The 11,622-nt window shown below is 44.8% G+C and carries 17 protein-coding genes; 14 read left to right on the top strand and 3 right to left on the bottom strand.

Features of this window, described 5'->3' with window-relative positions; all coding sequences use genetic code 11:
• Positions 1-194: 194 nt before the first annotated feature.
• From E2491_RS04700 to E2491_RS04680, 5 genes are all read left to right on the top strand, one after another.
• On the top strand, positions 195-911 hold the full coding sequence (locus tag E2491_RS04700) for an MBL fold metallo-hydrolase (RefSeq protein ID WP_134373447.1): 717 nt from the start codon (positions 195-197) through the stop codon (positions 909-911).
• Between the two features lie 71 nt (positions 912-982).
• Complete coding sequence (locus E2491_RS04695; protein WP_134373445.1) at positions 983-2,485, top strand: FAD-binding domain-containing protein; 1,503 nt, start codon at positions 983-985, stop codon at positions 2,483-2,485.
• Positions 2,482-2,946, top strand: a complete 465-nt coding sequence (locus E2491_RS04690; RefSeq protein ID WP_134373443.1) for a DinB family protein — start codon at positions 2,482-2,484, stop codon at positions 2,944-2,946. Before E2491_RS04695 ends, E2491_RS04690 begins: the two co-directional genes overlap by 4 nt.
• A 111-nt stretch (positions 2,947-3,057) precedes the next feature.
• Positions 3,058-3,294, top strand: coding sequence for a hypothetical protein (locus E2491_RS04685; protein ID WP_166805787.1), 237 nt, complete (start codon positions 3,058-3,060; stop codon positions 3,292-3,294).
• 117 nt (positions 3,295-3,411) lie between these two features.
• A complete protein-coding gene (locus E2491_RS04680; protein WP_134373439.1) occupies positions 3,412-3,852 on the top strand; it encodes a GNAT family N-acetyltransferase in 441 nt (146 codons plus the stop codon).
• 309 nt (positions 3,853-4,161) lie between these two features.
• Here the strand turns inward: E2491_RS04680 and E2491_RS04675 are convergent, their stop codons facing one another.
• Positions 4,162-4,812 (bottom strand): SDR family NAD(P)-dependent oxidoreductase, encoded by a 651-nt coding sequence (locus tag E2491_RS04675; protein ID WP_134373437.1) that lies wholly within the window; start codon positions 4,810-4,812, stop codon positions 4,162-4,164.
• Between the two features lie 266 nt (positions 4,813-5,078).
• Between E2491_RS04675 and E2491_RS04670 the strand changes: the two genes are divergently transcribed.
• The 7 genes from E2491_RS04670 to E2491_RS04640 all read left to right on the top strand — a co-directional run bounded on the left by E2491_RS04670 (position 5,079) and on the right by E2491_RS04640 (position 8,440).
• The gene (locus E2491_RS04670; RefSeq protein ID WP_134373435.1) at positions 5,079-5,486 is read left to right on the top strand and encodes a (4Fe-4S)-binding protein; all 408 of its coding nucleotides are present in this window, start codon (positions 5,079-5,081) and stop codon (positions 5,484-5,486) included.
• 17 nt (positions 5,487-5,503) lie between these two features.
• Positions 5,504-5,776: a GNAT family N-acetyltransferase gene (locus E2491_RS04665; RefSeq protein WP_134373573.1), complete on the top strand. Its 273-nt coding sequence runs from the start codon at positions 5,504-5,506 to the stop codon at positions 5,774-5,776.
• Between the two features lie 342 nt (positions 5,777-6,118).
• On the top strand, positions 6,119-6,538 hold the full coding sequence (locus tag E2491_RS04660; RefSeq protein WP_134373433.1) for a VOC family protein: 420 nt from the start codon (positions 6,119-6,121) through the stop codon (positions 6,536-6,538).
• A complete protein-coding gene (locus E2491_RS04655) occupies positions 6,525-6,803 on the top strand; it encodes a hypothetical protein (protein ID WP_134373431.1) in 279 nt (92 codons plus the stop codon). The genes E2491_RS04660 and E2491_RS04655 overlap by 14 nt, the downstream gene beginning before the upstream one ends.
• Before the next feature lie 17 nt (positions 6,804-6,820).
• A complete protein-coding gene (locus E2491_RS04650; protein WP_371414453.1) occupies positions 6,821-7,249 on the top strand; it encodes a GNAT family N-acetyltransferase in 429 nt (142 codons plus the stop codon).
• Between the two features lie 57 nt (positions 7,250-7,306).
• Complete coding sequence (locus tag E2491_RS04645; RefSeq protein WP_134373429.1) at positions 7,307-7,903, top strand: histidine phosphatase family protein; 597 nt, start codon at positions 7,307-7,309, stop codon at positions 7,901-7,903.
• A gap of 150 nt (positions 7,904-8,053) precedes the next feature.
• Complete coding sequence (locus E2491_RS04640) at positions 8,054-8,440, top strand: SMI1/KNR4 family protein (RefSeq protein WP_244093887.1); 387 nt, start codon at positions 8,054-8,056, stop codon at positions 8,438-8,440.
• A gap of 24 nt (positions 8,441-8,464) precedes the next feature.
• Here E2491_RS04640 and E2491_RS04635 read toward each other — a convergent pair whose 3' ends face one another.
• A complete protein-coding gene (locus E2491_RS04635) occupies positions 8,465-10,000 on the bottom strand; it encodes a cryptochrome/photolyase family protein (RefSeq protein WP_134373424.1) in 1,536 nt (511 codons plus the stop codon).
• Between the two features lie 179 nt (positions 10,001-10,179).
• On the opposite strand from E2491_RS04635, the gene E2491_RS04630 reads away from it, so the two are divergent.
• Positions 10,180-10,542: a DUF4870 domain-containing protein gene (locus tag E2491_RS04630; protein ID WP_244093883.1), complete on the top strand. Its 363-nt coding sequence runs from the start codon at positions 10,180-10,182 to the stop codon at positions 10,540-10,542.
• A 216-nt stretch (positions 10,543-10,758) separates the two neighbouring features.
• Here the strand turns inward: E2491_RS04630 and E2491_RS04625 are convergent, their stop codons facing one another.
• Entirely contained in the window at positions 10,759-11,211 is a 453-nt protein-coding gene (locus tag E2491_RS04625) for a GNAT family N-acetyltransferase (RefSeq protein WP_134373422.1), read from the bottom strand.
• Between the two features lie 89 nt (positions 11,212-11,300).
• Between E2491_RS04625 and E2491_RS04620 the strand changes: the two genes are divergently transcribed.
• The gene (locus E2491_RS04620) at positions 11,301-11,516 is read left to right on the top strand and encodes a hypothetical protein (RefSeq protein WP_244093882.1); all 216 of its coding nucleotides are present in this window, start codon (positions 11,301-11,303) and stop codon (positions 11,514-11,516) included.
• The last annotated feature ends 106 nt before the right edge of the window (positions 11,517-11,622 follow it).

Raw genomic sequence — 11,622 nt, 5'->3', positions numbered from 1 at the left:
CAAAGTGTTGGTCTATGTTCGCAGAATTCAGCTGGTGGTTCACAGAATACAGACCGTGTTTCATGAGATTTTGCCGATGTTTCGCAGAATTGTACCAATTGGACTCCTCATCAGTTTGGTTGCCAAAAGAAGGTGTCCCCTCTCAAATAAAGGTATAATAGTACCAACAAAAAAATGATCCAAGGAGGCGTCTTATGAGAATCACAACAAAAGGAATGGTACACCAGATCTCGTTTTTGCCAAGTGCTTTCCCCGTTAATATGTATCTTGTCGAAGAGGAAGAAGACCTGACACTCGTCGATACCGGAGTGAAAATGTGTCATAAAGGCATTTTGAAAACCGCCGCAGAGATCGGAAAGCCGATTAGACGAATCATTATCACGCATGCCCACTCTGACCATGCCGGCGGGATCGATGAATTAAAGAAAGCCATTCCTGGCGTTGAGTTTCTTTTGCCTGAACGTGAGTTGAAGCTCTGGCAGGGTGATAAGTCGCTTGAACCAGGAGAAGGCTCGCGCAAGGTGAAGGGCGGGATTCCGAAGGGGTTGAAGTCAAAGCCTGATTTTCTGCTGAAGGATGGAGACAAGGTTGGCTCTCTTCTTGCCATCAGCTCGCCTGGTCACACACCTGGACATATGGCTTTGTTTGATGAACGTTCACGAACGCTTTTAGCCGGAGATGCGTTTCAGGTAAAAGGCGGGCTTGCTGTGGCAGGTGATACGCGACGGTCATTTCCTTTTCCGGCGATGGCGACATGGGATTTCGGCAGGGCCATCAAGTCTGCTGAAAAGCTGACAGCCTTAAAGCCTTACGTGCTTGGGGTAGGACACGGTGATTTTCTGGAGGATCCGGTTGAGGACATGAGACAGGTGATTGAACGCGCGAAACAAGTGAAGCGGAAGCGGTCTTAATCGCTGTGGATGTGCTGGGCATCCCTGTCCGTGCGATACAATAAAACCATGAAATATCAGGAGCTGATACCATGGTCAACGTTGTTTGGTTAAAAAGAGACCTGCGTCTGCATGATCATGCAGCCCTAAGCAACGCACTTGAGAGCGGGGAGCAGATTGTGCTGATGTACGTGGCTGAGCCTTCTGTCTGGCAGGGGACCGAGCTGTCGTCACGGCACTTCCAGTTTGTGAAAGAGAGTCTGGCTGATCTCGAAGAACAGGTCATACAAAAAGGTGGTTATCTTACATATGCCATTGGCGAAATGGAGGAAGTGCTCGCCAGTTGTCTTAAAGCCTTTGGTCCTTTTACGCTATATGCTCATGAAGAACATGGAACCCCCCACACATTCGCAAGGGATTTGCGCGTTCACAAGTGGATGAAGAAAAGAGGGCTTGTTTTCAATGAGTATCCGCAGTTTGGTGTCGTTCGCCGGCTGAAATCACGAGAGCAGTTTCAGGAGAAATGGGAGTCATTTATGTCTGCCCCTGTGCACCCGATTCCCCCATCCATTAACTGCGTAGAGCAGGAGCATCTGCCTGAGGCTTTAACTCCTGATCTGAAAAGCCTTAATTCTTTTGAAACGGGAGACGATCTTCCGGCTGCTTCTCAAAAAGGAGGAGAGCGGACCGGTATTGAGGTCTTTAAGGATTTTTTAAATGGACGATATCAGCGCTATCAGTTCCAGATTTCCAAACCGATGGCGTCTGCAGTGTCATGCAGCCGGATTTCTCCTTACCTTGCCTGGGGGAATCTGTCCATGAGGGCAGTTGTGCAGAAGACGCGAAAAGTGATGGCATTACTGGATTCTGATCAGCAGCATCAGCATCTTGAATACTTTATGTCCCGCCTCCACTGGCACTGTCATTTTATTCAGCGGCTTGAAGATGATCCGGAGATTGCCATTCAAACGATGAATCCTGCTTTTGATCAGGTGCGCAGTGAGTGGAATGAAGAGTGGTTTACTGCATGGAAGAATGGTCACACAGGCGTTCCAATGATTGATGCAGCGATGAGAGCTTTACTTGAGACGGGGTGGGTCAATTTCCGCTCACGTGCGATGCTTGTCTCGTTTATCTGTAATACGCTTCTGCAGGATTGGCGTCAGCCGGCAGAGCACCTTGCACAATTATTCACCGATTATGAGCCCGGTATCCATTACAGTCAGGTTCAGATGCAGTCAGCGTCTACAGGCTTTAATACAATCCGGATTTATCACCCTGTCAAACAGGGGTTTGACCACGATCCAAAGGGTGCGTTTATCCGCCGGTTTATTCCTGAACTGAGGGGTGTTCCGAATGAATATATACATGAACCGTGGAAATGGGATCGCTTTGATGAGCTGGATTATCCAGCGCCGATCGTGAATGTTGATGAAGCGAACCGGTATGCAAGAGCCGTATTATGGGGTGTGAAAAATTCAGCTGAGTCGAAGAAAACCGCAGCTGAAAAATTAAAGAAGCACGGCAGCCGCAGGGATCGCAAGGCATCCTCGGAGCAGCTGTCTTTATCACTGTTTGACGGGGAGGAAGAATGAAGGTAGAAGAAGTGTTGCACCAGATAGACGTAATGAAAGACTCATTGCTGCAAATCATGAAGCAGATCTCAGAGGAAGAATGGGTGTACCGGCCGCATCCGGATAAATTTTCAGTTGGAGAGCTTATTGAACACATCGCGGTTCTTCCTGCTGCTGATCTGAGGATTGCAGAGGAGACAAACCTGCAAGGAATGAACGATTTTTATCAACAGCATGAGGTTCACGGGCTGAATCGATCAATGGAAAAACTGACAGTCACTATTGATAAAGTGCGAACTGTTTATTTATCATTTACAGAAACGCAGTTATCTGAGCGTAAAACTGCTTATTGGGGTGTCACCTACAGCCGTTTTGAATGGTTGCTTGAAATTCTTGTGCATCTGACTCATCACAGAGGCCAATTGTATGCCATGCTCGTATTCGGACTTGGAAAGGAGTTAAAGGTACGTCTTTTTGAATAATCAGCTGTTAAACATCGGAAAACACATCGAAAATAGTAAAGGGAATTTTGGGAAGTTATACTTATCTGCAGGTGCATATCTCGAATTCAAAACATTTGCAGAGGAGAATGGATGATGAACGAAGCCAACGTTCGGACAATATTAGAAACAATGAAACAGTATAAAGAAAGTGGCATCACACAATCGTTTAACGCAGGGCAGGGAGTGATGCTTCTTGTCAGCTATGCACCGGAAGAGGATTTATTCGTGTTTGCGAACCCTCAAATCGAGCTGCAGCAAAAAATTGCAACCATCACAGATGCCGTAACGGAGATCATCGCATTTACCAAAGACAGTTTCCGTTCATAATACATATATGCAAGCCGTCCAGTTTATTGATGGAGGGCTTTTTTATTTACTAAAAGGAATTTTTGTGGCGGTTAGAGAAATAGTAATTATAACTAGTTCGCATAGGGAGGTGCTGTTTTGACTTCATATAAACCGATTACGGCTGAAAATGTCCGGCAGGCTGCGCAAGTATATTGTGATGTTTTCACAGGGGATCCGTGGTACGAGGACTGGTCTTTAGAGGATGCTGAACAGCGGCTGAAAGAGATTTCTGAAACGCCGCGATTTACGGGGTTTATCGTATTTGAAAAAGAGGAGCCAGCAGGTCTTATTGCAGGAAATGCCCGTCATTCTTATCAGGGACCGGCCTATTACCTGGCTGAATTCTGTATTCATCCGGATTTTCAGGGGCAGGGGCTTGGAGCAGGTATGCTTCAGCATTTAGAAAAGGAATTAAAGAAACAGGGGATCGTCTCCATCTTTTTATTAACGGCTGATAACAGTGGGGCAGAGCGTTTTTATAAGAGGCAGGGCTATGAGGTGAATGAGAAGAGAATTGTGATGCGGAAAGGGATTTAAACGTCCTGGCTCTATGCAGGATGATATCCACATAAAAGCGTATTCTATCCACATAAATGGTCATGCGATGAACGGTTAATTCATGTCTTTCAACAGAAAACAACATCTTATTAACAGATTCGGGTGGATTTGTTAAGTTATCAACATAAAAAGGTTTCTATCAACAGTTATAGACGTTCGATCAACGGCAAATCGAAACTTATTAACAGTTGCGTCCAGGCCAATCAGTTTGAAATCAATATCACGTAACCAATGTCTATGTGTACAAAAAAGCTGATCGCTAATCTGTAGCGGTCAGCTTTTGTTTATTTATTCCCGGTCAAAATTCCACTCCACGCCATCACGTTTTTGCGCCATTTCATAGATGCGCTCCGCAATGTTATCTGGTGAAAAGTGTGTATCTTTTTTTACAAAACCATTAATCGTCAACGTCCCTACATAAATTCCCTTTGCCTTAAGTTCCTGATGAAGGGTCATCGCAAGAATCCGCATCGCTGCTTTTCCAACAGAGACGGAAGCGAAGTTTTTCATCGGTTTAACACCCAGAACGCCACCTGTCAGAAGGATGGTGCTGCCCTCTTCTAAATGTGGCAGGGCAGCCTGGACACTTGTTAACGCACCGACAGCATCTACCTGAAGGTCAGCAGCCAGGTCGTTCGGATCCAGCTCAGACGGAGGACCCTGACGGAAGGTGTAAGCATTGTACATTAAGATATCAATGCGGCCGAACACTTCTTTTGCATAATGAATGGCCGTTTTCAGGCTTTCATTTGAATGAGCATTGGCATGAAACGCCTCTGCTTCAATGTCCAGTTCTTCCAGCTCATCCACATATTCAAGCAGTTTATCTTCATTTCTGGCAACAAGGGCAATCGCATACCCTTCTTGACCGAATTTTTTAGCTGTACTCAGGCCGATACCGGGACCGGCGCCCACAATTACCATTACTTTTTCAGCCATTTGAGGTCATCTCCTTTGGATGTCAGAACAAAAAAGAAATGCTGATATTTCCTCTTTGTTTCAAGCTATCATGCAATCTGAATAAGGGTCAATTTTCAATCTTCTGGGAGTGCTTACTTTGATTGCGGACGGGAAGCCTTCACTCATAGAAGCAGCATAACAATATGAACTAAAAATCGCCTATTGTGCGCGAAAGATGTAAAATCATGTTAAGAACCTCTTTTGTCACTCAGTCGATGGAACGCTCTTCAAAAGGAGGAATTCATATGGCAAGTGAAGGTAAGCTTTATACAGGTGAGGAAATTGATGTTCGTTTTTATCCGGAACGGTGTATTCATGCAGGCAGATGTGTGAAGAATCTTCCAACTGTTTTTGATACGAAAAAACGGCCGTGGGTAGAACCCGATCAGGCACAGGCCTCTGATGTCGCTTATACAGTCGAGCAATGTCCAAGTGGTGCGCTGGAGTATGTTCGAAAAGATGGTGGACAGAACGAGCAGCCACTGGATCATGCGGTTGTAGAAGTTCAGCCGGACGGCGTATATTTTGTCCGGGGAGATTTGACGATTCGTCACGGTGATGAAACGATTCATTGCACAAGAGCTTCATTATGCAGCTGTGGGCTATCGGGGAACAAACCGTTCTGTGATTTAAGCCATGCAAAGAAATCCTGAATGGAGTGGGTGATGTGATGGAAATTAAGCAGACAGTGAATAAGTTTTATGTTGGAGAAGAGTCTCAACCTTCCGCTGAAATTACGTTTGTACCTGCAGGCGACCAGCGCTTTATTATAGATCATACATTTGTTTCTGATGATTTAAGAGGACAGGGTATGGGTCTTCAACTGGTGGAACGTGTGGTACAGCATGCAAGGGAGCAGGGGAAAATGATTGTGCCACTTTGCCCGTTTGCGAAAAAGACGATTGATCAGCATCAGCATTTACAGGATGTTCTTGTGAAATAAGTGTGAGAAGTGCCGGGGCGTGGTTCCGGTGCTTTTTTGTTGTGGCTGGGCTGTAAATGGTAGCGGGGTGGAATTCCATCATTGGTGAGTGGGATTAAGGCTTTTGAAAAATGATTTCCTTCGTTTGAAAAATGTATTCGATCGTTCAGGAAAATGATTCCTTCACTAGCCCTGAGAGCGGTCATTTTTCCTTTATTTCGACAGGTGAATTCCTTCATACCGGGATAACATTCCCCTCATAACGTAACAAAATTCCATCACTCTCCACCACCTGAAATTGGGAAATGCAGCTTACTAGTATTGTCATTAAGTGATACTATCAATTTATCAGGAGGGATTGTCATGTCGTTGTTAAAACGGGTCGGAACGATTTATCTACCAGTGCAACATGTTCGAAACGCAGCCGTCTGGTATGAGGAGATACTTGGTGCCACGATCAATCATGAGGATGAAGAGAAAGCCATTGTGGATCTGGCGGACCAGAGTTTTTTTCTTGTTAAAAGCCTGCCGGGTGAAACTTTGAATTTTAAGGATTATCAAGGTCACAACCGTTTTGCGATGACCTTTGAAGTAGACGGACTTAAGCGGCTGGAGGAGTTCAGAGACTTATTGCTGAAAAAAGGGGTTACAGTCGGCCATGTCGAAAACAGAGGTCATGCAGGGAGAAATGTTGTATTTGAAGATCCGGATGGAAATCGCTTTGACGTCTGGAGTGAATTAAGCCCGGATTTTAAAAGGAGAGGAAGTCGTGAAAGTTTTTAGTACGGGGTTTTTAGTGATCGTACATATTATTATTTTTCTGATCTGGCTGACTCAGTGGGAATGGCTGGTTACCTTGCCGGGAATGATCGTTTGGGGATCAGCAACCATTGGTGGTGTCCTGTATTTTGCCATCCTTTACAGACAAGAACTGAGAGGGATCAAGCATCCTATGCAAAAAACAATGTTATTTATATCAACCGGAGGGATGCTGGCGCTCGTGTTTCTCTCTTTAGTCATTGAGGGAATTCAGCATTCAATGCCGTAGCATAAAGGAGTATTACCATGATGCACATGAAAGAGTTATCTACAGTAGAAGAGTTAAAAGAAGCGTACCCAGTAATGAAAGAGCTTCGCACACATTTATCAGAAGAGGAATTCATCGAACTCGTTCAGCAAATGCAGCATGAGGATTATCAGCTTTTTGGCTGTTATGATGACGGTGAGCTGACCAGTCTTGCTGGAGTGGCAATTAAAACGAACCTGTACCTGAATAAACATGTATTTGTTTATGATCTGGTCACGGCAGACCGTCACCGCTCGAAAGGATATGGTGAAAAGCTTTTAACGTACCTGGAAAACTGGGGTCAGCAGCGTGGTGCGCATTGTATCGCCTTAGAATCAGGAGTTCAGCGAACGGATGCCCACCGGTTTTATGAACAGAAAATGGATTTCAGCCGCGTAAGTTATTCGTTTCGAAAGAGTCTGTCGTGAACCCTGTTTTTAAAACGTGCTAAAATACGTGTACAGAAGAAATAGGGGGCATTTGACATGACGATTTTATGTATGATCAGACATGGTGAAACGGACTGGAATGCAGAGCGCAGACTGCAGGGCCAGACGGATATCCCGCTCAATGAAAAAGGAAGACGGCAGGCGCGGATCACAGCCGCTCATCTGAAAAAGGACCAATGGGATGTAATCTTATCCAGCCCATTAAGCAGAGCGCGTGAAACAGCAGATCTGATTGCACAAGAAGTTCAGTTGCCGGTCATTGAAATTGAGGAATTTATCGAGCGTACATTTGGTGATGCAGAGGGAATGACGCAGGATGAGCGGGCAAATACATTCCCTGAGCGGAAATATCCGAATGAGGAAACGGTTGAAGTTTTTCATGACAGATTGAAAAAAGGACTCAAACACATCACGGAACATTATCCGGATAAGCGGGTCATTCTCGTGGCGCATGGCGCGGTGATTAACGCGATTCTCTCGATCTTATCAGAAGGTGAGATCGGTTCCGGAAAAACACGGCTTGAAAATGCGGGTATTTCCCATTTTCATTTTAAAGATCAAAAGTGGGCGATTGGAGATTACAATCTGATTGATCATTTAACAACGGTTACGGATCGTGAAACGTTGAAGTAATCATGAATAATTTGTAAAATTTCTGAAATCTTCGTTTGAACGAACACAAAAACAGGTATAGAATATGATCCGCCCCGTTTAAATAGACGTTAACTCTTTAACCGTTATCAGGCCGTCTGGTGAAACTGAACCGAGGGGGGTTCATCGTTGGTGAGTGACATTGAAAGAAAGCTGAATATTACCCTCCCGCCTGAGTATGTCAACAGTTATCCTGAAATTGTAGAGCACAGCGCGCTATATTTTTATCAGGATGATACCTCCGTGCCGATCGCACAGTTTTATCCCGCCATTGAAACAGAGGCTGTTAATCTGTTCTCAATGCATGAAACAGCCCTTGCCGAAGAACTGCAGGAGGGTATGTATCCTTTTGCAGAAACTGTGGATGGGGACTGGCTGTGTTTTTATTTTGACCGGGGCAGGCTGGAAGAACCGCAGATTATTTATGTCTCAAGAGATCAGGTGTATGAAAACCAGGAAGAGGCGATCTTCCCGGTGGCCTCACGTTTCGTTGATTTTTTGTACATGCTTAGAAAATGAATCATGAGGAGCGGCCGTGCAGGGTCACTCCTTTTTTTCATGGAATCGTCCATTCGCAAGCTCCTGTTTTAAAGCAGCTGCCTTTTTACGAATATCATTTTTCTTTGACTCTTCTTTTTTACTCCACTGACTGTAGATCAAACCCATTCTTGGATTACGGCTCAGCTTTTCAGCGTGACGGTCGAGAAAGTTCCAGTACAGCGCGTTAAATGGACAGGCATCGTCTTCAAGCTGATGATTGACATTGTATTGACAGGATGTGCAGTAATCACTCATTTTGTGAATGTATTTACCTGACGACACATACGGCTTCGTAGAGAGCTTGCCTCCGTCCGCATATAGCGCCATCCCTAGCACATTCGGCAACACTACCCAGTCATAGGCATCAATATACATTTCGTTAAACCAGTCAGCTGTCTGCTGTGGTGAGATGCCAAACAGATTGGCGAAATTACCGAGTACCATCAAGCGTTGTATATGGTGATTATATCCTGAGGTTACGACTGGCTTTAATGATTGCTCCATGCATGTCATGTTGGACTGTCCATCCCAGAAAAACGACGGCAAATCTACCTGATGATTCAATTCATTCACTTTTTTGTAACCCGGCATCGTTTTCAGATAAACAGCCCTTATATATTCCCTCCAGCCAAGGATCTGACGGATAAACCCTTCAACAGAATTGAGCGGTGCGCCGTTTGAATAGGCGTCCTCTGCTTTTTCAATGACCTCAAGAGGTGTGATCAGCCCAATGTTGACAGATGAAGACAATAAAGAATGAGACATATACGGGTTATCAATCAGCATCGCATCCTGATAGGTACCAAACGTCTCAACGCGTTCTTTGCAAAAGTGATTTAATGCCTGAAGTGCCTCTTTCCTTGTCACCGGCCACCTGAATGGTTCGAGATCTCCGGGGTTGTCACCGAATAATTCAGCGACTTTTTTCATGACCTCTTTTGTGATGTCGTCAGGCCGGAAAGACTTTTCTTTTGGGAATGAAGTGCCTGACTTTGCCGATTTTCTGTTGTCCTGATCAAACGACCATTTTCCGCCCACCGGCTTGTCATCCTCAACCAGAACGCTGTAACGCTTCCTCAGTTTTCTATAAAACGGATCCATCTTCCATGGGCCGTCACCTTTAAGCTCCTGCTGTGCTTCTTCAGCCGTTAAAAGAAAGAGAGGCTGATCAGAAAGCACGGTTACTTCTATATTTTCAGGCAGAGACTCCTGCCACTTTTCCATCGCCTTTTTCATCCGGTAATCAGTGTGTGCCGTGTAATAAATTTGTTCAGGTTTATATTCATCCCGGTGGTTTTCCCAGGCATCCTGAAACGAATCTGCTTCACGGTAATCAACTGTATACCCTTTTTCTTTCAGCTCTTCTGCAAAATGACGCATAGCCGAGAAGATGAGTATCAGCTTCTGTTTATGATAAGACTGCCAGGTGGAGCGTGAATGGGCTTCCACAAATAAAAAGACATCCTTGTCCTGATCGGCATCTTTCACAATTGGCAGCTGATGATTTAACTGACTGCCAAAAATCCAACGAGTTGCCATCCCGTCACCTCCACTCTTTTCGAGTATACCCAAACAAATCTTTTTACAAGCGTGTGAATGTGCTGGTCTGAAATGCAGATTGACGAGTTTTGTCGAACGGCTTATAATTAATTTACAGAATATTTAGTTATTTTTGCCGCGACGTTCATCCTGAGCCCAAAATAAAAGGAGGGAAAGCTGTGGTACAGGGCAATCCAGGTACAGGCATGAAAAAATCATCCACCGGTCTGCAGGAAAACACAGGAGGATTACTGGCTTACTTATTCGGATTTGTCAGTGGCATCGTACTTCTTCTTGTAGAAAAGGAAAATCAGTACATCCGTTTTCACGCCATGCAGTCCACCATTGTGTTCGGCGCTATTTTCGTCATCAGTCTTATTGCAGGCTTCATTCCCATTATCGGATGGATTCTGACACTGCTGCTTGGTCCGATCGCACTCGTATTATGGATTCTGCTTATGGTAAAAGCCTATCAGGGTGAACGTTACCATTTGCCGATGGCTGGTAAAATGGCTGAGGATCAGCTTCGAAAAATGCACTGATAGTTTAGAGGACGCTGATGCTCAGCGTTCTTTTTTTTGTGGGGGGCAAGGAAGGGGTTCGCAGGATTTCAGTCGAGGTTCGCAGGCTTTACCGGATGGTTCAGAGTATGTTGGATGAGTTTCGCAATATTATTGAGCAGGTTCCAAAGTTCTTGCACTTGTTTCACCAGGTTGTGACATACGGACTATTCCGCTCGCTAAAGGCTGTCAATGCATTTATAAGTCCATCGACAGCCTGATCATATCCCTGCACTGGATGCCATTTTCAAAAATAGGCTCTGAATAGTGACGAGTGAAGAAATCGTGATCAATACCTGTGATCCTGAACCCGCACTTCTGATAAAGACCTAACTGAGGCAGGCTGGAGTTACCCGTTCCGATTTCAATTGTGTGATAGTGAAGCTTCCGTGACTCTTCAATGGCATGTAAAACGAGCTTCTTTCCGATACCTTGCCCCTGGCATTTGTCATCTACAGCAATGTTGACGAGTTCGATTGTCTGGGGTCGCGTTGGCAGCAAGACATAAATGCCAGTTAATGATTCATTAAGATAAGCTGCATAACAAAAACCTCTATGTACATAGCTGTGGATGACTTCTTCTGATGGATCTGCCAACAGCAGGAGGTCCATTGCGTCAGGTGAAATGGAGTGCAAACGTTCAATGTTCATATTAATCATTCCTTTCATTTACAGTGTAGCAGGAAATAAGCAGGGGCTGGAAGAATAGTATGGAAAAGAGAATGAGGATGGGAGGAATTATGATGAGCGAAAATATCCGTCTTGCCCGTATCGTGTCGTGGAGTGTCCTGCTTGGCATGCCAATATTCTTCTTGCTGATCTCGATCCTGACGAACGAATGGCTTTACCTGTGGATCAGCTTTATTCCGGCTTTTCTGGCTGGATATGTGGGGTTGATTGTGACGAGAAGAAAGATTTCAAAATTAGAAGGAGAAACCCTTAGACCTCCTAAATAACCATCTAATTCCTTATTTTTATGAATTTATTTCCATAATCGAAGGTTTATATGTGTCTAAAATGTGTCTGGTAACCTATGGAAGCGCTTCCTCGTCGTTTGATATG

This window comes from Jeotgalibacillus sp. R-1-5s-1, assembly GCF_004405105.1.
Taxonomy (GTDB): Bacteria; Bacillota; Bacilli; order Bacillales; family Jeotgalibacillaceae; genus Jeotgalibacillus.
Note: the sequence above shows the minus strand (reverse complement) of the source record. Positions and strands in the feature narration are given on the sequence as shown.